The organism is Microbacterium sp. NPDC056057 (assembly GCF_042266945.1).
In the GTDB taxonomy this organism is placed as follows: Bacteria; Actinomycetota; Actinomycetes; order Actinomycetales; family Microbacteriaceae; genus Microbacterium; species Microbacterium trichothecenolyticum_C.
The window spans coordinates 419,085-444,632 of sequence record NZ_JBHJWS010000001.1 but is presented as its reverse complement, the minus strand read 5'-3'; the positions used below and the strand labels follow the sequence as shown (position 1 = coordinate 444,632).

The following is a 25,548-nucleotide window of genomic DNA, read 5'->3' as shown; positions in this document are numbered from 1 at the left end:
AGAGTGAAGAAGGGAGGGCCGGCCATGGTGACCGCGGACCGAATGCGAGCGATCGCCGTCGCGTGCCTTGCGGCGAGCACCCTGCTGCTGAGCTCGTGCGCGATGGGAAGGGCGGCCACGACGGGCGACCCCGATCTGCCGCAGGGCGACGAACCGGTGACCCTCGATCCGGCGCGGTTCAGCACCGACATCGACAATCCGTATTGGCCGATGGTTCCGGGGACGAGGAGCGTCTACCGCGAGGTCGATGCGGACGGGATCGAACAGACGGTCGTCGTCACGATCACGACAGCGACCAGGGAGATCGCGAACGGCATCACGGCACGAGTGGTCCGGGACTCCGTCTTCCGCGGAGATGAGCTCGTGGAAGACACCTTCGATTGGTACGCGCAGGACAGCGACGGCGCGATCTGGTACCTCGGCGAGGACACCGCCGAGTTCGAGAACGGCCGGTCCGTATCGAAGGAAGGCTCGTTCGAGGCCGGCGTCGACGGCGCGATGGCCGGTGTGGCGTTGCCGGCCGACCCCGAGCCGGGGGACCGGTATCGCCAGGAGTACTACCGCGGACAGGCCGAGGACGAGGGTGAGGTCATGCGGACGACAGAGCTGGTCGACGTCCCCTTCGGTCACTACGAGAGGGTGCTCACGACGCGGGACACGACGCCCCTCGAGCCTGGCGTCGTCGAGTACAAGTTCTACACGCGCGGAGTCGGGCCGGTCATGACCGTCGATGTCGCGGGCGGGTCCGGACGCGAGGTCCTCGTGGACATCACGACCGTTCCTCCCGGCACCGGGACAGCGCCCCTGGGACACCCCGACTGAGCGGTCCGCGGTCAGGGGCGGAGCACCAGCGTGTCCGTCGTCGCGGCGTCCACCGCGTCGGGCGTGAACGCCCACGGCGTGAGCTCGGCCTTCTGCCACGACTCCACCTGGTCGATGTAGTTCGTGTGGAAGGCGTGACCGCTCTCGCCGGTGAGCTGGTTCCAGCGCGAGGCGTCGAAGTCCGACAGGTCGACGATCATGCGCATCGACGGCACCGTGACGGTCGAGAAGCTCTGGGTCAGATCCCATCCGGTCGCGTTCACGACCGATGACCCGCCGCCGACCGGGAACGGCCCGCGGTTGAAGAGCCACTCGATCGCGGGGATGCCCGACTTGCCGAAGCTGCCGTTCTCGAGCGGAAGGGCGTGCAGGCCGCCCCAGTTCCACCGCGAGGGGTTGTCGCCCTGGGCGTCGACGAGTCGTTCGTACGCGTCGATCGCCGAGCGCTTCAGCATGTCGGTCATGCCGTCCACGCCCAGCTCGTCATTGATCCACCAGGGCGACGTCTCGTCGTCGAGCAGGGCGTCCATCACGAGGAACTGACGGCCCTGGCCGGTCATCGGCGCCGCGTTCTCGCGCCCGTCGACGAACACGTTGCCTGCGAGGGTGTCCCACAGCACGTTCGCGTACGCGGCGGCCGCCGAGTCGGCGCTGTTCTGCGCGTCCCATTGCTGCAGCAGGTCGAGTGCCGCATCCGTCTCGTCATCGCCGGTGGTGACGTCGGCGTAGGCGGCCGTGAGTCGCATGCCGATGAAGGAATAGTTGTCGGCCTGGATGGCGTTGAGGTCGTCCGCCGTCACGGGGCCCTTGGCGATCGCGCGGTCGATCAGCTCCGTGATGCGGGCGGCGCGCCAGCCGTAGTCCCAGTCGCGCGTGAGCGGATATCTGTAGTCCTGCGTCACGATGGCGTTGTTCGCCGTGACGATGTAACCCTCGGTCGGGTTGTACGAGACCGGAAGTTCCTCGAACGGAATATATCCCTGCCACGCGTACGCCGAGTCCCACCCTGGCTGCGGCATCGAGCCGTCGCCCGCGCCGCGGATGGGGAGCTTGCCGGGCGTCTGGTAGCCGATGTTGCCGTCGACGTCGGCGTAGATGAGGTTCTGCGCCGGCACGTCGAACAGGGCCGCGGCTCCCCGGAAGTCGTCGAAGTCCTTCGCGGTGTTGAGGGCGAAGATGGCGGATGCCGTGGTCCCGGGCTGCAGTGCGGTCCAGCGCAGGCTCACGGCATAGTCGCCCTCCGGAGCGTCGGCGGGCGCCTCGGTCACGGTGCCCCCGGTCCCGGTGTAGGGCGCTTCCGCGATCGAGGTGAAGTCGTCGGTGAGTCCCGAGACGATCGGCCCGTTCGCGGTGGAGCGCACCTCGAGCTCGACGTCCTCGGAACCGGCGACCTTGAACGTCTCGGTGTGCGTCTCAAGAGGAACCAGCGCGCCGTCGTACCAGTACGAGTCCCCCTCGACCTTCTCGAGGTAGAGGTCGGTGACGTCGGTGGTGAGGTTCGTGAACCCCCACGCGACGCGCTCGTTGTGGCCGATCACGACGCCGGGAAGCCCCGAGAAGCCGAAGCCGGCGACGTCGAACGGGCACGCCTCGGTCACGGTGGAGCACTTGAGCTGGATCTGGTGCCACACGCTCGGCAGCGACGCGCCGAGGTGCGGGTCGTTGGCGAGCAGCGGCATGCCGGTGTCGGTGACGCTGCCCGACACCACCCACGAGTTCGAGCCGATGCCTTCGCCGGCGTCGCCCACGAGCTCGCCGACGGCCTCGATCACGCTGTCGACCTCGGTCCATTCGATGGCGGCGGTGGCAGCATCCGTGTTCCCCGCGGCGTCGCCCTCCGCGTCACCCGCACCGTCGCCCGCGGCGGTGCCCTCCTCGGCGGGAAGGTCGGGAGCCGTGCCGACCGCCGGCACCGCCGAGATCTTGGGCACGATCACCGGGTTCCGGTCGAACGGGTACGCCGGGTACAGCTGGTCGACCTCGGCCTCGGTGAAGTCCGGCGCCATGACCGCGCGCTCGGTCTCGCTCTCGATGTTGCTGCGGAGGTCCCAGGCCATCGCCTTGAGCCACGCGACCGAGTCGGCGGGCGTCCACGGTTCGATCTCGTAGTCGGAGTTCTGCAGACCCAGCACGGCGTACTCGAACGACGCGTCGGCGCCCTGGTGATCGGCGAGGTACGCATTCACGCCGTCGGCGTAGGCGTCGTAGTACGCGCGCTCGGTGGCGTCGAGGGCGTCGACCTCCTGCTCTGCGATGTCGTGCCAGCCGAGGGTGCGCAGGAACTTGTCGGTGCCGAGCTGCGACGCGCCGAACATCTCGGAGAGGCGTCCGCTCGTGACGTGCCGGCGGAAGTCCATCTCCCAGAAGCGGTCCTGCGCGTGGACGTAGCCCTGCGCGAAGAACAGGTCGTGCGACGAGTCCGCGGTGATCGTCGGGATGCCGAGCACATCGCGCTGCACCGTCGCTTCGGCCTCCAAGCCGGGGGCCTTCACCTCGCCGCTCAGCTGCGGGAACGAGCGCTGCGCCGTGTACGTGACGAAGCCCACCGCGATGAGGGCGAGCACCACGACGGCCGCGAGGATGCTGAACAGGACGATGCCGATCGTCCTCCCCGCGGACCGGCGATGCACGGTGTCGTCGACGGCGTACGGAGAGGGCTGGGGCTTCGTCATTGAAAGGGCTTTCCGGGCGGGGTGGGGGGGATACGCGGTGCCGGACACCGCGACATTCGGTGCCACGCGCGTTCGGGTCGCAACGGCACCATTCCGCATGCTAACCCCGAGTCGTGCCTCGCGCCGAATCGCGTGTGGTTTTCACCGCGCGACCGGGCTCTTGTCGGGAGCGCTCTGCGCTGTAAGACTCTTCCCGTCACTGGCCGATCTCAACTGGGGGAGATCCACTATGCCCATGCACACGCGCGCCTCGCGCAGAGCGGCTGCCGTTGCAGCCGCCGTCTCACTCACCGCGGTCGTCGCGCTCGGGAGCGCCGCACCCGCATTCGCATCGAAGCCCGCCGACGGCACGCACAAGGTCGCGTACTGTCACGCGACGCACAGTGCGAAGAATCCGTACGTCTACATCGAGACCGACAAGCTCGCCGTCGTACGCGCCCACGAGAAGCATCAGGATGACGAAGACATCATCCCGGCCTTCTGGTACGAGCGTCACGGCGAGGTGCTGTGGTTCCCCGGCAACGGGGACGCGTCGCAGATCGGCGACGGCACCTGCGACGGCGGCGGCGTCGGCTGAGAAGCACTTCTGAGGCGGATGCCGCGGGCCGCGGCATCCGTCTCGTGAGAGTGCCCGCTATCCGATGACGCTCGGCTGCAGGTCGCGCAGGGTGCGGAAGTGGGTCATGCGGGTGACGCCGATCGCGGCGATCAGGCCCGCGCCGACGAGCCAGGCGAGCAGCACGGCGAGGTCGAGCCAGACGCGGTCGGCGCTGCCGCCGTACATGACCTGGCGCATCGCGTCGACGACGTAGCCCATCGGCAGCACGTGGTGCAGCGCCGCGAGCGGCGCGGGCAGCGTCTGCCAGGGGAAGGTTCCGCCGGCGGTCACGAGCTGCAGCACCATGAGGACGAGGCCCAGGAACTGCCCGACGGAGCCGAGCCACACGTTGAGCGCGAGCACGATCGCGGCGTACGTCGCCGAGGCGAGCAGCAGGATGCCGAGGGTCGCGAGCGGGTGCGCGAACGAGAATCCGAGCGCGAGCGAGAGCACGCCGAAGAGGCCGAGCATCTGCACGCCGCCGAGGAGCGCAGGCGTCGCCCACCCGGCCAGCGTGATGCGGATCGGCGAGTGCAGCGCCGTCACCGCGCGCTTCGACACCGGCTTGACGATGAGGAACAGCGCGTAGATGCCGATCCAGCCGGCGAGGGCGGCGAAGAACGGCGCGAGGCCGGCGCCGTAGTTCTGTGCCTGCGTGAGCGACGAGCGCTCGACCTCGACGGGGGCCGCGAGGGTGTCGGCCTGCGCGTGGCGCGTGTCGGCGTCGTACGACGGCAGTTGGGCGGCGCCCTCGGAGAGCCCGTCGCGCAACTGCGTCGCACCGTCTTCGAGTTGAGCGAGCCCGCTGTCGAGCGTTGTCGCGCCATCGCGCAGCTGTGCGGCGCCATCGGCGGCCGTCGCGGTGCCCGAGGCGAGCGTCGACGACCCTGCCGCGACGGATGCTGCTCCCGCCGAGACCTGCTGCGCGCCGGAGTTCAACCGGTCGATCTGCGCGACGGCTCCCTGCACGCGGTCGTCGACGGCATCGAGCCGCTCGCCGACCGGGTCGAGAGCGGCGAGCACGTCGTCGATCCGGGCCTGGTCGAGGCCGGCTTCAGCGAGCTGCGCGGCGATGTCGTCGCGAACCCGCGGCAGCGCCGAGATCGCGGACGAGGATGCGGAGCCGATCCGATCGGCGATGGCGTCGAGCTGTGCGGTGCCTCCGGCGACCTGGGACGCGCCGTCGGCGACCTGCGCCGCGCCGGCGGAGAGCTGGGCAGCGCCGTCGCGCAGCTGAGCGGTGCCGTCTGCGAGCTGCCCGGCACCGGAGGAGAGCTGCGACGCTCCGTCGCCGGCCTGCGCGAGACCGTCGACCAGCTGCGAGGCGCCGGCGGCGGCATCCGTCAACTGGACACGGATGGCGTCGAGGGCGTCGAGCATCGTGAGACCCGCCTCGGCCACGACCTTCTCGGTGATCGTCGCCTGGATGCGCTCGACCGCCTGTGTGCCGATCGTCGAGGCGAGGTAGTTGTTCGCGTCGCTCGTGTGCAGCACGATGTCGGCCGTCCGAGGCTCGCCGGTGGTGATCGACGCGATGGCGGCCGTGAAGTCGGCGGGCAGCTCGATCGCGAAGTCGTAGCTGCCGTCGTCGAGTCCGGCGTCGGCCTCCTCGGCGGTGGCGAGGTGCCAGTCGAAGGTGCCGTCCTCGATGAGCTCCTGCGCCACCTCGTCGCCGAGGTTGCGGTCGGTGCCGTTGAGCTCGGCGCCGGTGTCGGCGACGACCAGCGCCACCGGCACCTGGTCGAGCTGGCCGTACGGGTCGCGGTTAGCCCACAGGTACAGGCCGCCGTAGAGGATCGGCACGACCATGAGCGCGATCAGCGCGATGAGCGACATGCGCGTCGAGCCGAGCCGTCGCAGCTCGGCGAGGATCATCTGGGGGACCTTCATGCCCGGCCCCCCTTCGTCGGGGCGGTGAGCCTGCGGACACGAGGTCGCCCGATGGTCCGGGGCGTTTCGTCTCGCTTCGCTCGCTCAACGACCGGGAGGGAAGTCCGCTCGGCGACCGGCTGCGACGCCTGGCCCGCGATCACGAGCACGGCGTAGCCACGGGCCGCGAAGTCCTCCGCCACGGCCCACCACGCGGCGGGCTCGCCGCCATGGCGGTCGGGGGAGACGAGCACGATCGCCTCGACACCCTTGCGCAGCACCGCCAGCTCGCACAGCGCACGCACGCGGGCGTCGGGATCCACGTTCGAGACGGGGACGGATGCCTCGTCCCCGACGCCGTGCTCGTCGAGCCAGCGCCGCACCGCGACGGGATCGGACCGGCGTCCGGCGAACATGAGCTCCTCGGCGGCGACGCCGGCGAGCGTGACGTTGGGCTCAGGCTCGGACACCTCGGGTGCATCCACCAGGGCGACCCGGCGGCGCAGTGCCGAGGCATCCGTCCTGTCGTCCAGCGTCACCCCGCCGGTGTCCGGGCGCATGCGGCCCGACGCGATGAGGCCGAGCACCGTCGGCCGCTGCGCGGTCTCGGCGGCGACGAGCGTCGCGACGCCGGACTCGAAGACGGCCGACGTCGCGGGCAGCGCGTGCTCGCGGCGGCCCTTGCCGACCGCGTCGAGGACGACCCTCACGCGCTCGCCGCCTCGGGGGTCGCGACGATCTCGGGGTGCTCGTGGAGCAGTGCGTCGGCCTGGCGCCACGACAGCCCGGCGATGCTCAGCACGGCCCGTACCGCGAGGTCGCGGGCGGCGGGCGAGGAGGCGTCGATGCGGGTGATGACGGTGCGCGCGGTCTCTTCGACGAGGCGGGCGAGCGTCGGGGCGGCGACGTCGGTGCGCAGCACGTCGGCGTCCTGCCCGTCGCGCACGATGCGCACGACGGCGCGGCGCAGCGGTGCGAGGGCCGTCGCCGTCTCTTCGAGGTGGGCTTCGTCGAGGGCGATCGCCGCGAGCACCTGCACGTGCGCGGCTTCGTTCCACAGGGCGGCCGCCAGACGGGCGAGGGCGACCCGCGCGTCGGCGTCGTCGATCGAGGCGGCGACGGCGTTGAAGCGCGCGGCGCCCTGGGCGACCAGTTCGCGCACGAGGGCGTCGCGGTCGTCGAAGTGGCCGTACAGCGCCCGGCGCGAGAGGCCCGCCTGGCGGGCGATGGCGTCGACGGACGCGCGGGGGTCGTGCGCGAGGGCGACATGTGCCGCGGCGAGGATGCCCGCGCGGTTCTCGAGGGCGTCGCGCCGCGGACGGCGCGCAGCATCGATCGGGGAGGTCATGCCTCCACGGTAGATAACTTGCACACTACTGTGCAAGTTAATCCACGATGATTCAGTCGGTTCCCAGGTCGAGCGCGGACGCCTCGTTCGCAGCATCCGTCGCCCCTGCGAGCTCTTCCTGCTCGGCGCCACCCCCCCGTGGCAGGCGTGATTCGGTAGCGCGATCGCTGCAATATCATGCGAAGCGTTATGTCAGGGCGTCCCCGCTCTGCACTCGGGAACTGGAGAAATCACATGACCTCACCCATGCTGCGCCGTCGAAAGACGATGTCCGGGCTCGCAGCGGCCGCGCTGGCGCTGACTCTGGTCGCGGTCCCGGCGCTGTCGGCGTCGGCATCGATCACCTATCGATCGAAGCAGTACTCCTCTGCCTCGGCATGCGCGGCCGCGCGTGGATTCTGGGTCAAGAACGGCGGATCGGCGACGAACTGCACGTACAGCCACGGCGCGACGTACCAGATCGACGGATGGGGCTACACCTACTGGCGATGAACCGGCTCGCGTTCACCGCAGGGCGAAGTGCCCCGCGGTGAACGCGTTCGTGTCGATTCAGTCGGTTCCCAGGTCGAACGCGGACGCCTCGTTCGCAGCATCCGTCGCCTCTGCGAGCTCTTCCTGCGCGGCGCTGTAGTTCTCGGCGCGCTCGGTGATCTCGCCGGCTTCGCCCTGCGTGAGATGACCGACGAGCTCGCCCGTCGCACCGCCGATGAGCCCCTTCGAGGCGTAGTACTCGAGGCGCACGCGCGAGTCGGCGATGTCGAGGTTGCGCATGGTGAGCTGGCCGATGCGGTCGGTGGGACCGAACGCGGCGTCGCCGACGCGCTCCATCGAGAGCTTGTCGGGGTGGTACGACAGGCGCGGGGCGGTGGTGTCGAGGATCGTGTAGTCCTCGCCGCGGCGCAGGCGCAGCGTCACCGAGCCGGTGATCGTCGAACCGACCCACTTCTGGATCGACTCGCGCAGCATGAGCGACTGCGGCTCGAGCCAGCGGCCCTCGTACATGAGGCGACCGAGGCGGCGGCCCTGCTCGTGGTACGTCGCGAGCGTGTCTTCGTTCAGGATGCCGTTGACCAGGCGCTCGTACGCGGTGAACAGCAGCGCCATGCCCGGCGCCTCGTAGATGCCGCGGGACTTCGCCTCGATGATGCGGTTCTCGATCTGGTCGCTCATGCCGAGGCCGTGGCGGCCGCCGATGCGGTTCGCCTCGAAGACGAGCGCGACCGGGTCGGGGAACTCGACGCCGTTGAGGGCGACCGGGCGGCCGGCCTCGAACGTGACCGTGACGTCCTCGGTCTCGATCTCCACCGACGGGTCCCAGAAGCGCACGCCCATGATGGGCTCGACCGTCTCGAGCGAGACGTTCAGGTGCTCGAGGGTCTTCGCCTCGTGCGTCGCCCCCCAGATGTTCGCGTCGGTCGAGTACGCCTTCTCGGCGGAGTCGCGGTAGGGGAAGCCGTGCTCGACGAGCCACTCGCTCATCTCCTGGCGTCCGCCGAGCTCGGTGACGAAGTCGGCGTCGAGCCAGGGCTTGTAGATGCGCAGGGCGGGGTTCGCCAGCAGGCCGTAGCGGTAGAACCGCTCGATGTCGTTGCCCTTGTAGGTGGAGCCGTCGCCCCAGATGTCGACGCCGTCCTCTTTCATGGCGCGCACGAGCAGCGTGCCGGTGACGGCGCGGCCGATCGGCGTGGTGTTGAAGTAGGTGCGACCGCCCGAGCGGATGTGGAACGCGCCGCACGCGAGGGCTCCGAAGCCCTCTTCGACGAGCGCGGGCTTGCAGTCCACGAGGCGCGAGACCTCGGCGCCGTACTCGAGCGCGCGGCTCGGGATCGCCTCGATGTCGTCCTCGTCGGGCTGACCGAGGTCACCGGTGTAGGTGCAGGGGATGGCGCCCTTGTCGCGCATCCACGCGACGGCGACGGAGGTGTCAAGGCCTCCCGAGAAGGCGATGCCGACGCGCTCGCCGACGGGCAGGGACTGGAGGACCTTCGACATGGCCTCAAGTCTAGTTAAGGGGACGGATGCCGCCCCGCGATGCGTCGGCCGTCACACCAGTCACGCTGGCAACAGTGGCGCCGCGCCGACGGGCCTGGCTAGGCTGACCGCGAGGTATGAATCCGGTCGTGACTTCTGGAAGGTGACCGGCCCATTCGTAGCAGTGCCAGTGGACCGGGGGGTCACTTGTTCTCCAAAGCGCGCTCACGTATCGCGGCAGCCGTCACGATCTTGGCCGTCGCCGCAGCGACGCTGATCGCACCGGCAGCCGTGGCCGCCCCGAGCCTGCCCGACCCGCAGGCGGGCGACATCACGGCGGTGGCGACGCTCGACAAGAGCGCGTCGGTCACCGAGGTCGCGCCCGGTGAGACCTTCACGTACACGCTGACCGTCGGCTGCTCGGCCATCACCGATCTCGGCTGCCGCGGCGCCGTGCTCACCGATGTGGTGCCGGCGCCGTTCGTCGTGGTGGAGGCGGTGGTCGGCGGCGGAGCCAACACCGCCGCCGAGCCGGTCATCAGTGGCAACACCGTGACGGTGACGTGGACGACGCCGCTCGGCGACGGCACCGTCGGCATCCTCGACAACACGACGGGCATCGTCGAGATCACGGCGCAGCTGCCCGCCGACGCCTCGTACGACGTCAGCGGAACGCCCGTGATCAACGAGGCCACGATCGAGGGCACGAACTTCGCCGACGAGGACGCGGTCGCCCCGGTGACGCCGATCGTGCCGCTGGAGCTCGCGACCACCGCGACCAAGACCTTCACCCCGACGGAGGCCATCGCCACGCCCGGGGCCGCGGTCTCGGCCGCACTCGGCGGGACGAACACCTCGAACGCGACCGTCGAGTCGCTGTCGATCCAGGATCCCGTCGACCCCGAGGCTGCGCCGAACCCCTTCGACTCGCTCGCGTTCGCCGGCTTCGGCACCGTGACGCCTCCGGCGGGAGCCGACCCCGCGCTCACCACCTACGAGGTGTACGTGGACGGCGCGTGGGTCTCGGCGCCGGGCGGAACGCTTCCCGCGGGTGTCACCCCCGACGAGGTCAAGGGCACGCGTGTGACCTTCCACGGGGCGATCCCCGCCGGCGCCACGGGCTCCGTCGCACTGAACCTGACGGTGACCGATGCTGCGGCCTCCGAGCCCGACGGATCAACGGTGGCGAACGACGTGCTGTCGACCGTCGCGATCGGCGACGAGACCGCCACCGGCGAGGCGGACGCGCAGTTCACCCTGCGGCAGAACACCGTGACGGTGGCCGCGAGCAAGTCCTTCGACCCGGATCTCGTCATCGCGGGCGAGTCGACCACGGTCACGATCGGCGGCCGCAACGCCTCGACGATCCCGATCGACACGCTGACGATCCGCGAGCCCGCGACCGGTACCTTCCCCGACGCCTATACGTTCGGCGGCTTCACGGGTCCGGTGGACTGGCCGGCCGGTGCGACGTCGGGTGAGGTCGTCTACACGCTCGCCGGGGGCGGAACCGTCACGGTGCCGTTCGCGGACAACACCGTTCCGGCGCTTCCCGACGGCGTCGACCCGGCCGACATCGTCGCGTTCGAGGTCACCTTCAGCGGCGACATCGTCCCCGGCGGCGAGACCGAGATCCCGTTCTCGGTCGACACCGACCCCGATCTGACCGGGCTGCCGCTCACCGTGCCCAACCTCATCGCCGTCGAGGGTGAGAATGCGGGCACCACCGGCACCGCGGAGGCGTCCGACGACCTCTACATCTACGACGAGGTGATCGAGCCGTACATCTCGAAGCAGGTCCGGCCCACGCCGATCCTCGCGGTGCCCGGCGAGGTCGTCACGGTCACGCTGAACGGCGGGCTCACCGAGCGCCCCTCGCCGCCGGACAACCCCACCGGCACCACGGGTCGTGCGCAGCAGGTCGTGATCCAGGATCCCGAGGATCCGGTCGAGGGCGACCCGTGGTGGAACGCGTTCGACCTGACTGCGATCACGCAGACGCCGGTGCCGGCCGACTCGACGCTGACGATCGAGTACTACGACACGACGACCGGCACGTGGGAGACCCTCGCCGGGCCGATCGACGGGCCGACGATCTACTCGCAGCAGGTGCCGTCCGACATCAGTGACGTCGCAGGCGGCGTGCGGTTCGTCTACGACTACACCGGTGATGCCGGCGGCTTCGCGCCGGGCACCGACTTCGCGCCGAACTTCACCTCGTCGCTCCGAGCGGACGGCCGCTACACGGAGGTGCCGCCGTTCAGCGACGACGAGAGCACCTTCGTGCCGAACTGCGCGCAGACCGATGCATCGAGCGCGAACCCGAGCGTGCCGGACGGGCAGGCCGTACTCGCGCCCGACGACTGTCCCGTCCTCGAGCTCATTCCGCCGGACCCCGGCAACGCCGACCTGATCGACAAGTCCTTCGGGACCTCGAGTTCGGGCGGCATCAAGTCCGTCATCGCGCGCTCGGGAGACACGATCCCCTCGACGCTGCGCTGGTCGACCGGCGGGTACTCCAATCTCGAGCGCGTGGAGATCACCGACATCGCCGCTCCCGAGACCACGGCGATCTCAGCGTCGCTGTTCAACGCCTTCGACCTGACGCGCGTCAACTCGATCACGACCGCGACAGACCCGCTTATCAAGTACGACGCCGTGCAGGCCGTGCAGCTCTACAACGGCACCGCGTGGGTGACGGCGGCGAACAACCCGTGCAACCCGCTCTGCGTCGGGCAGTTCCCGGGCATGAACCTCACGACGGCCGAGCGCGCCTCGACCGTGGGCGTGAAGCTGACCTTCGTCGAGAGCCCCGACCGCGCGGCCGCGTCGGCCGGTGACCCGACGGCGCCGCCCGTCGGGTCGGGCGTCGCCCGCTCGTTCGCGAACGACCGGCCCGTGACGCTCGTGTGGCAGGTGCGCGACGAGCGCCGCAGCGACGGCACCGCGGTGCTCGGCGACGAGCTCTACAACCTCACGACGGACGGTGTGGTGCGCAACACCGCCAACGCGACCGGATTCCCGGCCGACGGAGGCGACCCGCTCTCGGCGAACGACCAGGACGACGTCATCATCGTCGACGTGCCACTGACGACGACGACCGACAAGAACTGGCAGGGCGGCCCGCTCGCGGTGCCGAACGATCCCAACATCCTCCCGAGCCAGTACCCGCTCAGCCGGGTCACTGTGACCACGCGGAACACGACGCCGGCCAAGGTCGACATGCTGCAGATCACCGACACGGCCCCGGGCTCGGTGACCGATCGGCGCCAGGATCCGTTCCAGGCGTTCACCTTCAACAACTTCGTGCGCATCGACCTGCCGGTGGGTGCCACGGACACGGTGGTCGTACTCTCGTGCTTCGGGGGTGCGCCGATGGAGCTGACGCGCGCCGAGGCGCTCGCGCTCACTCCGAGCACGATGCCCTGCGACGTGTCGGGCGTGCAGGTGACCTACACCGGCCGCATCGCGGCGAATGCAGCGGGCGTCGTCGAGTTCGACCTGCGACTCCGGCCCTTCTGGCAGGGCACGACCGAGCGTGTGTCCGTCGGCGATTCGCCGATCGCCAACACGGCCGAGGGCGTCATCGCCGACGTGGACCCGTTCGTCGAGTGCCCGCCGCACGAGGGCGACCGATTCGCATGTGACGACGGGAGCGCGTCGATCGCGCTCGAGGAGCCGACGTTCTCGGTGAACGCGGGCAAGACGATCTCGCCGAGCGCGCAGAAGGAGGACGACTTCTCGCCGGTCACCGTGACCCTCACCGGTCAGCCCGGCGGATCGGCCCGTGCCCAGACGATTCTCATGACCGACGACGACCCCACGTTCTGGAACGCCATGGACTTCGTCGGTCCCGACCCCGACTGGCAGCTTCCGCCGCCGATCGGCAAGGTGCAGGTGTGCTACCTCGACGGCGGGGACTTCACCGACGCGAACGTCGTCGCCGACACGGTGGGCGGTACGTGGACGTGCATGCCGAGGCTCGGGGACCTGTCGGTCGCGGCCGCCAAGACGTTCCTCGAGAACGCGCCGAGCACGCTGCACGGGCTGAGCTTCCAGTTCTGGTCGGATGTCGAGCTCGGCTGGACGAACCCGGTCAATCCGATCATCAACGTCCCGTTCTTCGTGGAGCGCCGTGCGGACCTTCGTACCGGCGAGCCCACGCCCACGACACGCAGCGACCAGGTCCCCGCGCCGGGGGAGCAGGACGCGGGCGTCTTCTTCGACACGCTGACGGTCGAGGGCATCTCGGCCCAGATCGGACTCGGGGAGCGGCTCACCGATGACGAGACGGCCGAAGCGGAGTACCGCAACCTTCACCTCGAGGCATCCGTCAATGTCGTGAAATCGCCCACCGGCGACGTGCGTCCCGGCGTGGAGATCCCCTTCACCCTCGCCTACACGAACACCGGCGAACGTGCTCTGACCGACGTCGTCTTCACCGACGAACTGCCGCTGACCGCGACCGGCGAGCCGCAGCTGATCTTCAACCCCGACCGCGACCCCAGTGTGCCGCCGTGGTCGTTCGCGCTCACGGGCGCGACGCCGACGCCACCCGCCGGCGATCCGCTGCCGACCGACCCCGACGACGTCGACGTGCAGGACCTCGGCACCCGCATCGTGTTCACGATGCCCGAGGGGTCGGTGCTCGAGCCGGGGCAGACCTACACGATCACGCTGCGCATGATGCTGCGGCCGGGTCTCACGCCGAACGACTCCGTCGCCAACACGGCGACGATCGACGTGGCCGAACCGCTCGACGAGTGCGTGCCGAGCTACGACGAGGCCACCGGGCTGTGTGCCGACACGGCCACGGTGCGGCCGCTGGCCGTTCCCGCCCTGAGCACCGTCAAGTCCGTGCGCGCCGACAATCCGCCGAACCTGCCGGATGTGCCGAACGTGCGCAGCGACGACGCGAACTACACGTGCGACGGCACCGCCGTCGACGGGTTCTACAGGTATCCGTGTGTGCCGCTGACGCTCCCCGGCGACACCGAGACGTGGCGTCTGCACGTCACGAACGCGGGCACGGTGCCCATCTCGAAGCTCGTCTCGATCGACAACCTGCCGACCCCGGGCGACCAGGGCCTGATCGTCGTCATCCCTCGTGGCAGCCAGTGGCAGCCGACTTACGTCGGTGACGCGGAGCTGATCGTCGACCCGACCACGCCGGCGAATGCCGACATCTCGCTGTTCTACTCGACGGCGTCGGTCCCGTGCACCGCCGATCTCAACCCCGCGGGCACACCGTGCGCGCCGGGTGCGTGGCTGCCTCTCGACGACACCGTCGACCCGGCGATCGTGCGGAGCGTCAAGGTGACGGTCGACTTCCCCGGCGAGGAGAAGTTCGAGCCGGGCGACTCGCTGACGCTCCAGTTCACGACGCGGACGACCCCGAACCGGCAGGTCGTGAAGGACCAGCCGACCGCGTACAACACGATCTCGACCGGCGGTGCTGCTCTGAGCGGCGACGCGACGGTGCTCGTGCCTGCCACAGAAGGGCGCCGTGTCGGCGTCGCGTACCCGACCGGGTCGATCGCGCTCGAGAAGATCGTGTCGGGTCCGGCCGCCGAGTTCGCACCCGACTCGTTCCCGGTGCAGCTCGTCTGCACGATCGACGGGGAGCCGATCGAGGGCCTGCCCGAGGTCGACCTCGTGCCCGGCGCCGATCCGGTCGTCGTCGACGGGCTGCCGCTCGGAGCCGAGTGCACGGCCACCGAGGGTCAGTGGGGCCAGACGCAGACCGACATCGGCACCGCGACCGTCACGCTCGACACCGAGGAGATCGGGCTCGTCACGGTCGAGAACATCTACGACGTCGCCGCGCTGCGCATCAGCAAGGCGGTGGACACGGATGCTGTCGACAGCGGCGGTGACGCGATCTCTTACGGCCCGTTCACCTTCGAGGTCAGCTGCGAACTCAACGGCCAAGCGGCGTACGCCGACGGCTACGGTCCGGACGTGCCCATGATCGAAGAGATCACTCCCGATCAGACGTGGGCGCTCGACGGGCTGCCCGTCAACGCGACGTGCACGGTCGAGGAGACCGACGCCGTCGGTGCCGAGGGCACCACGATGCAGGTCGACTCGGACGAGCCCGTCGAGGGCAGCTCCGTGGAGGTCACCATCCAGGAGGAGACCGAGGTCCGGGTCCTCGCGACGAACTCCTTCGGGGTCGGATCGTTCCGCATCGAGAAGGCGCGCACCGGCGACGCCGCCGAGGACTTCGGCGCCGGACCCTTCGAGTTCGCGGTGGTCTGCACGCTCGACACCGGCGGAGTGATCCCCAGCATCGTGTGGGCCGGCTTCCTGACGCTCGACGAGGGCAACGGCTACGAGGCGCAGGTCGACGACGTCGCCGCCGGAGCGAGCTGCACCGTGCGCGAGACGGAGGACGGCGGCGCGACCTCTGTCGAGATCACCCCGTCGCAGTTCACGATCGAGTCGGGCGGCAGCCAGGTGGTCGAGGCCGTCAACACGTTCGACGCCGGATCGCTCACGGTCACCAAGGTGATCGACGGCGAGGGCGCCGACCTGTGGGGCGCCGGACCGTTCACCGTCGTGCTCGCGTGTGTCGACCAGGACGGCGAGCCGGTGGAGATCCCGGACGCCGAACAGGTGCTGAGCGCCGACAGCGAGACGCCGTACAGCTACACGTGGTCACCGCTGCTGATCGGCCTCGAGTGCACGCTGACGGAGACCGACACCGGCGGCGCGCACGCGACGACGATCACGGATGCCGAGGGCGAGGCCGTCGAGACCATCGAGATCGTCGAGGGCGAGACCGACGTCACGGTGACCAACACGTTCGACGTCGGGCAGATCGAGGTCGTGAAGACCGTGTCGGGCGGCGACGCGTCGCTGCACCGGACCGACACGTTCGAAGTGACCGCGTCGTGCACGTGGAACGGCTCCGCGATCGACGTGCCCGGCGGCGCCGTGCGCACACTCGGGACGGCCGCGCCGGTGGTCTACGAGGATCTCCCCGTCGGCGCCGAGTGCACACTGGCCGAGACCTCGAACGGCGGAGCGGATGCCGTCACGTACACGCCGGCGGATCCCGACGGTGCGAACCGCGCCGTCGTGACGGTCGGCGGTGAGGACGCAGCATCCATCACGATCGACAACAGGTTCGACAGCCCGCTGCCGGCGACGGGCGCGGACGGTGCGCGCGTGGCGGGACTCGGGGCGATCGGTGCGCTGGCGATCCTCGCGGGTGTGTTCGCGATGGTGGTCGTGCGTCGCCGGAGCCGGAGCGTCTGACGACGATGGGCGGGTGCGTCATCGCACCCGCCCATCGCCGCCTCCCCCGTGGCGCTGATCAGATCAGCAGCGTGTGGCCCGCCGCCGGTGCGCCGTGGCGTGTGGCCCGCTTCTCGCGGTACCGGCCGATGAGGATGATCATCGAGCCGATCGCCAGGAAGCCGACCAGGATCACGCCGATGTAGGTGAACGCCGACGAGTAGCCGCCTGCGCCGTGCGGGTCCAGGAACGGGTACGGGTACCACCACGGTGTGGTGCCGTCGGGGTTCGCGACGCGCTCGCCGCGGACCATCGTGTACGTCGTCCATGCCAGCGGGTAGCCGACGAGCACTGCGAGCGACCACCAGGGCAGCGCCCGCCGGCGCGGAGCCAGCAGCAGGTCCAGCACGAAGTAGATCGGCAGGACCACGTGCAGCACCTCGGCCGCGTACTTGTCGAGCATCGCGATCCCGGCGGAGTCGCCGAGCGCGATGGCCGACGGCAGTCCGCGCAGCAGCGCGTTGTAGACCAGCCCGAGCAGCACCACGGGTCCCGTGACTGCTGCCAGGGCCAGCGCGATGCCGAACGGCTCGCGCTCGGAGCCCGGGTGCCGCATCGCCCATGATGCGGCCGCGAACAGTGTGACGATGCTCAGCAGCGTCGACACGATCGTGAACAGGCTGAAGTAGTTCGCCAGCACGTCGCCGAGGCCCTGCCCCTGACGCGCTGCGCGGTCTACGTTGACGATGAATCCAGCGATCACCCCGGAGATCCCGGTGAGTGCCGCGGCGATTCGAAACCATGCCCAGTGCATGTCCTACCCCTTTCGACATCACGCGTAGTGCGTGTCGCTTCCTGCCCCGAGCACAGATGTACTCCCGTCGATACGGGGGTGTATGAAACCTTTGTGTCGGCAGCGTGTGGAAAACGCGCGCCCGATCCCCGGCGTTGTCAGGAACCTACAACGTGTCCACCGTTTGGTGGACAACCTCGACAAAAGCCGCGGAAATCCGGGCGTGTCCGCCGTTCGGGGGACACGATTCGGCCTGCGTGGACGGCCGGTCGAGCGTCAGTCCGGCACGACGGAGGAGGGGACGGATGCCGCTGCCACGGCGTCATCCGACGCGCCGGCGGCCGCACCCCGACGTCGTCCCCACCACACGACCAAGGCCCCGACGGCGACGATCGCGGCGGCGATCCCGATGACGTAGAAGACCACCGAGAGCCATCCGCCCGGGTTGTTCGGGTTGAGGAAGGGATACGGGTACCAGAACGGATCCCCGCTCACCGGGTTGGTGACGAGGGGTCCGCGGATCATGGTGTAGATCACCCAGACGATCGGGAACGCCACCACCGCCCAGAGGCTGCGCCAGGGAAGGGCTCGGCGGAGTGGTCCGAGGAACACGTCGAGGAGCAGGAAGATCGGGCCGATCAGGTGCAGCACTTCGTTCGACCACGGGATCGGCGCACTGCCTTGGGGCAGCTCGATGCCCCGCAGCAGGGTGTTGTAGACGATGCCCGTGATGATCATGTACGTGCTGACGCACGCCAGCGCCACCGCAAGGCCGTGGGGCTCAGCATCCGTGTCGCGTCGGCGCCCCGTGAAGAGGTACCAGAGCGCGATCCAGGCCAGCGCGACCGCGGCGGCGGCGTTCGAGAGGATCGTGAAGAAGCTGAAGAAGTTCGCGATCGTGGTGGTGACGTCGCGGCCGAGCTCGATCGCCGTGCCGATGGACTTCGTCAGCTGCGCCGCGATCGCCGCGATCGTCACCGCCGCCATCGCGAGCCGCAGCAACGTCCAGGTTGTCGCCCATCCCCGCGTGCGCGTCATGGGCTCACCATATCGAGTGGGCTGTGTCGCGGTGCGTCGGGGTGTGACTCCGCGTGGCGCCGGTCGGCGCGCCGCGGGGACGAGTCGGGTTAGCCTCGGCCGCGGCGGGTCGTCCGCCCTGCCCGATCCGAGGAGGATGCCCGTGCCGACGCTGCTGGAGGACGAGGCGCTGCAGTTCGTGCGCGACCTGATCCGCATCGAGACCGTGAACACCGGTGTCGCTGCGACGATCGGCGACGGCGAGACCCGTGCCGCGCGATGGGTGCAGGAGCGCCTCGCCGAGGTCGGCATCGCGTCGGAGCTCGTCGAGTCGCGCCCGGGTCGCGGGTCCCTCGTCGCGCGCATCGCCGGGAGCGATCCGGATGCCGGTGCCCTGCTCGTGCACGCGCACCTCGATGTCGTGCCGGTCGAGGAGAAGGACTGGACGCACCCGCCGTTCGGTGCCGACATCGACGACGGCTACCTTTACGGCCGCGGCGCCGTGGACATGAAGAACTACGCGGGCACGATCCTCGCGGTGGCGCGGCACTTCGCCCGCGAGGGGATCGTGCCGCGGCGCGACCTGGTGTTCGCGTTCCTCGCCGACGAGGAGAGCGGCGGCGTGTGGGGTGCGGGCTGGCTCGTCGAGAACCGGCCGGACCTGTTCGCGGGCGTCACCGAGGCGCTCAGCGAGGTCGGCGGATTCTCGGTGCCGCTGGCCGATGAGCCGGGAGACGGCCGTCGCGCGTACCTCGTGGCGACGAGCGAGAAGGGCGTCGCCTGGTCGACGCTGCGGGCGCGTGGACGTGCCGCGCACGGTTCGCGGCCCACCGCCGACAACAGCGTGGTGCGTCTCGCGCGGGCGGTGGCCGCTGTGGGTGAGCACCGGTTCCCCGTCGTGCGCACGCCCGCGCTGCAGCGCTTCCTCGATGTGTTCGGCGAGGCGCGCGGTCTCGCGTTCACCGACGAGTCGCTCGCCGACGACCTCGAGAGCCTCGGATTCGTCTCGTCGCTCGTCGGTGCGACGACGCGCAACACCGCGACCCCGACCGTGCTCGACGCCGGGGACAAGACGAACATCATCCCGGCGGAGGCCGCGGCGCGGCTTGACATCCGCATCCTTCCCGGGCAGGACGACGCGCTGCGCGAGGGCCTGCGCGAGCTCGTGGGCGACGACATCGACATCCGCGAGGGCCGTTGGTGGTCAGCGACGGAAGCGCCGGTCGACGCCCCGATCATCGGCGTCCTCCAGGACGCGATCTCGGTCGACGACCCCGACGGCGTGGTCGTGCCGTACCTGCTGCCGGCCAGCACCGACAACAAGCACTTCGCGAAGCTCGGCATCCACGGCTACGGGTTCGTCCCGCTGCGCGTGCCCCGCGACTTCGACGTGTTCGCGCAGTTCCACGCCGCCGACGAACGTGTGCCCGTCGACGCGCTGTACTTCTCGGCGCGGGTGACCGAACGGATCCTCCGGACGGCGTGACGGAATGACGGATGCTTCGACCCTTCCTCGGAGGGAGGGTCGAAGCATCCGTCATGCCATGTCAGGGCGTCACTGCTCTGCGGTCGCCTCCGCGGTCGGCGCACCCGACTCCTTCCAGGCGGGGAAGCCGCCGTCGACATGGGCGACGTTCGTGAAGCCCTTCGCGCGGAGCTGCTCGGCGACGGGGCCGGAACCGTTGATCGTGCCGCACACGATGACGATGTCCTGGTCCCAGTCGGTGATCTCGGCGAACTTCTCGGGCGAGTCGATGAGGAACTGCGCGTCGAGGTTGTTGCGGTCGCCGCGGATGGAGCCGGGGATCACGCCGTCGCGCGCCCGGCCCGCGTCGCTGCGCACGTCGACGACGAGTGCTCCGGCCGCGGCGCGCCCGGCGGCCTCCTCGGCCGTGATGAGCGGCGCGTCGAAGGTGGGCTCGGCCGCGGTGTCGGTGGTGTCGGTCATGGCGGGGTGATCCTTTCGGACGGACGGATGCCGCTCCTCGGCGTCACGCTACGGCCGAGGGGGGCGACCGCGCCCGGCGAGGCGTCATACGACGCCACGATCCGTCATGCGCCGTCGTTCGCCCGTCCGGGCCGCGGCGTCGGCGTAGCGTCCCAGGACATCCACGGGAAGGCGGGCCGCACATGACGCGGTACGAGTCGGTGATCGAGTCCATCGGCGGCACGCCCCTCGTGCGCGTGCATCGCCTCGCCGCGGGTCTGCATCCCAGGGTCTACGTGAAGCTCGAGCACCAGAACCCCGGCGGCAGCGTGAAGGACCGTGCGGCGCTCTCGATGATCCGCGCCGCCGAGCGCGACGGGTCGCTGCGACCCGGTGGCACCGTCGTGGAGGTGACGTCGGGCAACACGGGCGTCGGACTCGCGCTCGTCGGCGCGCACCTCGGCTACCGTGCGGTGATCTTCACGTCGAGCCGGATCGCGGTGGAGAAGATCCGCCTGCTCCGCGCGTACGGCGCCGACGTGCGGTTGGTCGACGCGTTCGTGCCGAAGGGTCACCCCGACAGCCTCGGCGCCGCCGCCGACCGGTTCGTGGACGAGACGCCCGGCGCCTGGCGCGCCGATCAGTACGACAACCCGGCCAATCCCGCCGCGCACGTCGGGTCGACCGGCCCCGAGATCTGGGCCGACACGGAAGGCGCCGTGACGCACTTCGTCGCGAGCGTGGGCACGGGCGGCACCATCTCGGGCACGGGCCGCGCGCTCAAGGCGCTGAGCGACGGCGCGGTGAGGGTGATCGCGGCCGATCCCTTCGGCTCGTCGTACTCGGGCGGCGACGGCAGCCCGAAGTACGTCGAGGGCGCCGGGCACACCGTGCACCCGGAGGCCGAGGAGGACGTCTGGCCGCGGTCCTTCGACCTCGCCGCCGTCGACGAGTACATCACCGTCGATGATCGCGAGGCGATCTTCACCGCCCGCCGTGCGGCCCGCGAGGAGGGTCTGCTGCTCGGCGGATCGGCCGGCACAGCGCTCGCTGCGGCGTTGCGGCTGGCCGAGAGACTCGGCCCCGACGACGTGATCGTCGCCCTCGCCCCCGACTCCGGACGCAACGCTCTGTCGACCTACTACGACGACGAGTGGCTCGCCGACCGCGGCTTCGTCATCGAGCAGAGCGAGGTGCCGACGCTCGAGGGCCTCGTCGACGAGCCCGCGCCGCGCGTGGGTCTGCACCTGACAGTCGCCGAAGCGGTGGCGCGTCTCGATGAGCGGGAGACGGATGCTGCAGCCCCCGTTCTCGCCGTGTATCGGCGCGCTGACCACGAAGCGCCGATCCCGGCACTCGACGTGGCCGGACTCGTGACGCTGGACGGATTGCGCCGTGCGCTCGAGTCGGGTTTCGGCGAAGACCTTGTGCGGGCCCACATCGTCGCCGCACCGCCCACCGTCGGCATCGGGCGGACTGCCGACGCCGCGCTCGCGGCGCTGGATGCCTCGCAGGGCAGCTGGACGGCAGCATCCGTCCTCCGCGATGGAAGGATCGTGGGGGTGACCACCCGCGAGACCCTCGTCGCCCATGCCGCCCGCGCCGGCCGTCTGGCGGTCGCCCGATGACCGCGGCGCTGATGGAGGCGATAGCCGGACCCGCTGGGGCCGCGACGTCACCGTGGGCTGTGCGCACCGCGCGTCCGGACGAGTACGACCGGGTCGCCGAGGTGACCTACCTCGGCTTCGGGCACGGCGAGCCGGGCGCGACGCAGCCCGACGCAGAGCGGCTCGCGCTGTTGCGCGGTGCCGCCGCCCGGGCCGCGGCCGGGGATCTGCTGGTGGCCGTCGACGACTCCGGCGCGATCCTCGGCACTGCGAGCCTCCTGCGCGCCGACAGCGCTCTCGTGCGGCAGTCGCGCGACGGTGAGGTGGAGCTGCGCCTGCTCGCGGTGCTGCCCGAGGCGCGTCGCCGGGGGATCGGCGAGGCGCTCATGCGCGAGGCTCTCGGGCGCGCTCATGCATGGGGTGCGCCCGCCCTGGTGCTCGACACCGGCCCGCAGAACGAGCGCTCGCAGCGTCTGTATCACCGCCTCGGCTTCGAGCGGCTGCCGGAGCGCGAGACCATCCCCGCGTCGCGCGGCGGCTACCTCGCGGTCTTCCGCGTCCCCTTCGGGTGATTCGCAGACGTCGTCAGTCGCCGAAGCGCTCGGCCTGCATCCGCGCGGCAGCCGCGGCGGGATCCTCGTCCCACGTCCGCGGGCGGGCGCCCTCGAGCGCGCGGCTGAGCGGCACCCAGCCGACCCATCGCAGCGGCTCCCAGCCGGGCGCCGGCGTCAGGGCCTCGAGGGCGCGGTACTCATCGACGCGCACACGATCCCACGCGTGCACGACGCGGCCGTCACCGAGGCTCAGGCCGACGTGGCCCCAATCTCGGCGCTCGCCGAAGAGCTCGCCGACGCTCTCGTAGAACACCAACGCATCGGCGGGCGGCGCCCCCGTGTTCGCCGACGCACCGTACAGGCGGGCGGACTCCGCCGCGTCGTCGCCGCCGAACATCTCGAGGTCGTTCGAGCGTTCGATCGCGTCCTCGACGAACGCCAGGCAGCGCGTCGCGTACTCGTTCGAACCCTCGTGCCCGAGCGCCCAGGCCACCGCGTTCGCGCTGCAGGTCTCCACATCGAAACTCATCGACAGCAGGGTAACGGGTCAGAACGGAGCGTCTGCGCAGTCCACGGCACGGAACACCGGCACGGTGCGCTCCGGCTCGACCAGGTACCGGCGGCCCGAGGGCGACGTCCACTGGATCGCACCGCCCGAGCCGGCGACCTGCTCGATCGTCCAGTCGGTGTGATGTCGGACGGTGTGATGCCCTTCGCACAGCGGCCCCAGATTCGTCAGTTCGGTGCTTCCGCCGAGCGCCCAGTCGACGTTGTGATCGATGTCGCACCGGGAGGCCGGCATCCCGCACCCGGGTCCCATGCATCGGTCCGCCCGCCACTTCACGAGCTTCGCCAGCGCCGGCGGAGGCCGGTACTGATCGCGGCCGACCGAGAGCACCATTCCGGTCTCGGGGTGGGTGAGCACACGCGTCCACCCGGGTGCGCCGCCCGCGAGTTCCCGCGCCACGGGCAGCGGGATCGGCCCGATCCCCTCGACGACCGGCGGATCGATGCCGGCCGCCGCGCGGGAGGCGTCGGACTCGTGGAGGAGTGCGAGCACCGGGACCGTGACGAACACCGTCGCCCGCACACCCCGGGCCTGCCCGGGATGAGCCTCGACAGCGCCGTCGATGAGGAGGTCGAGCACGACATCTGCGCGAGCCTGGTCCAGGGTGCGGGGATCGCCGTCGCCCGCCTTGATCACCTTGGCCATCGCGGTCGCCCGTGACTGCGCCGCGGTGATCGCGACCATGGGGGCGTACAGATGCAGCCACCCCATCCCGTCGTCGTCGGGCTCGACCGCGATCCGCCGCTTGGTGACGGCGCGCTCGTACCGCTCGGTCAGCGTCGCCGAACGAACGGTGTCGATGAGCGCGCGCAGCTTGCGACGGAACGTGCCCACCGGCTCCGCCTCAGCCAGCGCGAGGCCCGGCTCGAGCACCTGCGTGCGGAACTTCGGTTCGAGTTCGTTCACCGCGGAGACCAGGATCTCGGCGTGCCGCTCGGTGATGCGAGTGCGCTCCATCGATGCCAGCACCACCGGGTAGGAGTGCACCAGCGCTTCCGCGAGGCCCAGCAGATCACCGGCCGCGTGCTCGGTGATGCGCAGCGCCGCCGCGAGTTCCAGTCGCACGCCGCGTTCGACGACCTCGGTGAGAACCCGGCCGTTGCGGGTCGCATCGCGCAGCGCATCGCGCCGCATCACGTCGATCCGCACCAGTCGCTGCGCGGCGAACACCGTCATCATGTCGGCCGCTTCGACGACCAGATCGAGCTCATCGGGAAGCACCGGGTCAGGCAGCGCCGGGTCGATGAACATGCTTCGACTTTAGAACATACCTACGACATTCACGGAAGGTCGAGCGGCTCCCGCAGCTGGAGTCAGGCAACCGACCCGGGCGAACGACGGAGCACGATCGCGGCAGGCATCCGCTTCACGATGGAGCGGAACAGCGGCTTCGCGAGATCCGCCGCCTCCGCCGGCTCGACGATGTGTGGCGACGACACGGGGTGGGTCGCGCCCGACCACGTGAGCTCGGCCGATCCCGCGGCAACGACGTTGCGCGCCCAGTTCGTGTTCCGGCCCCACGGCAGGCCGATCATCACGAGCGCCGGATCCACAGTGGGCACCATCGCGACGGGCGTCGCGTACGCCGTGCCGCTCTTGCGCCCACGATGGTGCAGCACCGCCCACAGCGGGAACCAGCGGCGACCGGCGAGGGCGTTCGCGAGGGGTTCCGTGGCCTTCACGAGCGCGCGCGGTGGTCCGGAGTCGCCTGCTGACCGGCGCATCGAGAAGCCCCGAAGGCCGCTGCCTCCGGCGAGCACGTCGCCGAAGTGGTACGACACCGTCATCGCCATGGCGACGGCGCCGACCGCGGCCCCGACAGCTTCGCCGCGCGAACGGATGCCTCGTCGCAGCAGCAGCGTCCCCACGATCGCGTTGGCCGCACTCCATGCCACGTTCACCCGCGGCGACGACAGACCGACACCGGGAGGATCGGCGAACGGGCTGGGAAACGGCCGTCCCTGCACACCGCTGACCCCGTGCGGCACGGCGTTGACGAGCAACGCGGCGCCGACGGCGCTTCTGACGACCGACCGGACCGGCACGGGCCCACACTACGGTCGGCACCGGCCGGCGTACCAGAGGCCCGCGGCGGCGCGCGTCCAAGATGGAGGGGTGCCCTCCACCTTCACGCTGGTGACCGAGACTCCGTACCCGGTCGAGGCGCTCTTCGACCTCTCGCTCGACATCGACGCCCACCTCGCCTCGATGTCTCAGTCGGCCGAGCGCGCCGTCGCGGGTGTGACGTCAGGGCGGATCGGCCTCGGCGAGACGGTGACATGGCGAGCCCGCCACTTCGGAATCTGGTGGACCTTGACGTCCCAGATCACGGCGCTCGACCACCCGTCACGGTTCGTCGATCAGCAGGTCCGGGGCCCGTTCAAGACCTTCGTCCACGAGCACCGCTTCGAGCAGCTTCCGGCGGGGTCCCGCATGACCGACACCATCACCCTCGCCTCTCCGATATTCGGGACGCTCGCCGAACGGCTGGTTCTCGTTCCCTACATGCGCCGACTCATCGCCGAGAGAAACGCGCACCTCGTCGCGGCGATCGACTGAG

The 25,548-nt window shown here is 70.3% G+C and carries 19 protein-coding genes; 8 read left to right on the top strand and 11 right to left on the bottom strand.

The window, feature by feature from the left end:
• The first annotated feature begins 24 nt into the window (after window positions 1-24).
• The gene (locus ACFC1K_RS01920) at window positions 25-822 is read left to right on the top strand and encodes a hypothetical protein (protein WP_375870211.1); all 798 of its coding nucleotides are present in this window, start codon (window positions 25-27) and stop codon (window positions 820-822) included.
• 11 nt (window positions 823-833) lie between these two features.
• On the opposite strand, the gene ACFC1K_RS01915 is transcribed toward ACFC1K_RS01920, so the two are convergent.
• Window positions 834-3,494 (bottom strand): penicillin acylase family protein, encoded by a 2,661-nt coding sequence (locus ACFC1K_RS01915; RefSeq protein ID WP_375870210.1) that lies wholly within the window; start codon window positions 3,492-3,494, stop codon window positions 834-836.
• 235 nt (window positions 3,495-3,729) lie between these two features.
• Between ACFC1K_RS01915 and ACFC1K_RS01910 the strand changes: the two genes are divergently transcribed.
• Complete coding sequence (locus tag ACFC1K_RS01910) at window positions 3,730-4,071, top strand: hypothetical protein (protein WP_310286921.1); 342 nt, start codon at window positions 3,730-3,732, stop codon at window positions 4,069-4,071.
• A 57-nt stretch (window positions 4,072-4,128) separates the two neighbouring features.
• Here the strand turns inward: ACFC1K_RS01910 and ACFC1K_RS01905 are convergent, their stop codons facing one another.
• The 3 genes from ACFC1K_RS01905 to ACFC1K_RS01895 are packed head-to-tail and all read right to left on the bottom strand — an operon-like array spanning window position 4,129 to window position 7,309.
• Complete coding sequence (locus ACFC1K_RS01905) at window positions 4,129-5,982, bottom strand: YhgE/Pip family protein (protein ID WP_375870209.1); 1,854 nt, start codon at window positions 5,980-5,982, stop codon at window positions 4,129-4,131.
• Complete coding sequence (locus tag ACFC1K_RS01900; protein WP_375870208.1) at window positions 5,979-6,671, bottom strand: hypothetical protein; 693 nt, start codon at window positions 6,669-6,671, stop codon at window positions 5,979-5,981. The genes ACFC1K_RS01905 and ACFC1K_RS01900 overlap by 4 nt, the downstream gene beginning before the upstream one ends.
• Complete coding sequence (locus ACFC1K_RS01895) at window positions 6,668-7,309, bottom strand: TetR/AcrR family transcriptional regulator (protein ID WP_375870207.1); 642 nt, start codon at window positions 7,307-7,309, stop codon at window positions 6,668-6,670. Before ACFC1K_RS01895 ends, ACFC1K_RS01900 begins: the two co-directional genes overlap by 4 nt.
• Before the next feature lie 234 nt (window positions 7,310-7,543).
• Here ACFC1K_RS01895 and ACFC1K_RS01890 point away from each other — a divergent pair, with 234 nt between their 5' ends.
• On the top strand, window positions 7,544-7,801 hold the full coding sequence (locus ACFC1K_RS01890; RefSeq protein WP_310286929.1) for a hypothetical protein: 258 nt from the start codon (window positions 7,544-7,546) through the stop codon (window positions 7,799-7,801).
• Between the two features lie 57 nt (window positions 7,802-7,858).
• Here the strand turns inward: ACFC1K_RS01890 and argG are convergent, their stop codons facing one another.
• Window positions 7,859-9,301, bottom strand: coding sequence for an argininosuccinate synthase (gene argG / locus ACFC1K_RS01885; protein WP_375870206.1), 1,443 nt, complete (start codon window positions 9,299-9,301; stop codon window positions 7,859-7,861).
• 231 nt (window positions 9,302-9,532) lie between these two features.
• Here argG and ACFC1K_RS01880 point away from each other — a divergent pair, with 231 nt between their 5' ends.
• A complete protein-coding gene (locus ACFC1K_RS01880; RefSeq protein WP_375870205.1) occupies window positions 9,533-16,543 on the top strand; it encodes a DUF5979 domain-containing protein in 7,011 nt (2,336 codons plus the stop codon).
• 58 nt (window positions 16,544-16,601) lie between these two features.
• Here ACFC1K_RS01880 and ACFC1K_RS01875 read toward each other — a convergent pair whose 3' ends face one another.
• Together ACFC1K_RS01875 and ACFC1K_RS01870 are read right to left on the bottom strand one after the other, a co-directional pair.
• Complete coding sequence (locus ACFC1K_RS01875; protein ID WP_375870204.1) at window positions 16,602-17,336, bottom strand: Pr6Pr family membrane protein; 735 nt, start codon at window positions 17,334-17,336, stop codon at window positions 16,602-16,604.
• 255 nt (window positions 17,337-17,591) lie between these two features.
• Window positions 17,592-18,353 (bottom strand): Pr6Pr family membrane protein, encoded by a 762-nt coding sequence (locus tag ACFC1K_RS01870; protein WP_375870203.1) that lies wholly within the window; start codon window positions 18,351-18,353, stop codon window positions 17,592-17,594.
• 136 nt (window positions 18,354-18,489) lie between these two features.
• Here ACFC1K_RS01870 and ACFC1K_RS01865 point away from each other — a divergent pair, with 136 nt between their 5' ends.
• Entirely contained in the window at window positions 18,490-19,818 is a 1,329-nt protein-coding gene (locus ACFC1K_RS01865; protein WP_375870202.1) for a M20/M25/M40 family metallo-hydrolase, read from the top strand.
• Between the two features lie 69 nt (window positions 19,819-19,887).
• On the opposite strand, the gene ACFC1K_RS01860 is transcribed toward ACFC1K_RS01865, so the two are convergent.
• Window positions 19,888-20,280: a rhodanese-like domain-containing protein gene (locus ACFC1K_RS01860; protein ID WP_375870201.1), complete on the bottom strand. Its 393-nt coding sequence runs from the start codon at window positions 20,278-20,280 to the stop codon at window positions 19,888-19,890.
• A gap of 182 nt (window positions 20,281-20,462) precedes the next feature.
• On the opposite strand from ACFC1K_RS01860, the gene ACFC1K_RS01855 reads away from it, so the two are divergent.
• Together ACFC1K_RS01855 and ACFC1K_RS01850 are read left to right on the top strand one after the other, a co-directional pair.
• A complete protein-coding gene (locus ACFC1K_RS01855) occupies window positions 20,463-21,887 on the top strand; it encodes a PLP-dependent cysteine synthase family protein (protein ID WP_375870200.1) in 1,425 nt (474 codons plus the stop codon).
• Window positions 21,884-22,438 carry a GNAT family N-acetyltransferase gene (locus ACFC1K_RS01850; protein WP_375870199.1) on the top strand — a complete coding sequence of 185 codons (555 nt, stop codon included), beginning with the start codon at window positions 21,884-21,886 and terminating at the stop codon, window positions 22,436-22,438. The genes ACFC1K_RS01855 and ACFC1K_RS01850 overlap by 4 nt, the downstream gene beginning before the upstream one ends.
• Window positions 22,439-22,451: 13 nt before the next feature.
• Here ACFC1K_RS01850 and ACFC1K_RS01845 read toward each other — a convergent pair whose 3' ends face one another.
• From ACFC1K_RS01845 to ACFC1K_RS01835, 3 genes are all read right to left on the bottom strand, one after another.
• Complete coding sequence (locus ACFC1K_RS01845) at window positions 22,452-22,949, bottom strand: hypothetical protein (RefSeq protein ID WP_310286942.1); 498 nt, start codon at window positions 22,947-22,949, stop codon at window positions 22,452-22,454.
• 18 nt (window positions 22,950-22,967) lie between these two features.
• On the bottom strand, window positions 22,968-24,239 hold the full coding sequence (locus tag ACFC1K_RS01840; protein ID WP_375870198.1) for a DUF222 domain-containing protein: 1,272 nt from the start codon (window positions 24,237-24,239) through the stop codon (window positions 22,968-22,970).
• Between the two features lie 62 nt (window positions 24,240-24,301).
• Window positions 24,302-25,033 carry a nitroreductase family deazaflavin-dependent oxidoreductase gene (locus tag ACFC1K_RS01835; protein WP_375870197.1) on the bottom strand — a complete coding sequence of 244 codons (732 nt, stop codon included), beginning with the start codon at window positions 25,031-25,033 and terminating at the stop codon, window positions 24,302-24,304.
• A 70-nt stretch (window positions 25,034-25,103) separates the two neighbouring features.
• Between ACFC1K_RS01835 and ACFC1K_RS01830 the strand changes: the two genes are divergently transcribed.
• Window positions 25,104-25,547, top strand: a complete 444-nt coding sequence (locus tag ACFC1K_RS01830; RefSeq protein WP_375870196.1) for an SRPBCC family protein — start codon at window positions 25,104-25,106, stop codon at window positions 25,545-25,547.
• Window position 25,548: the final 1 nt, after the last annotated feature.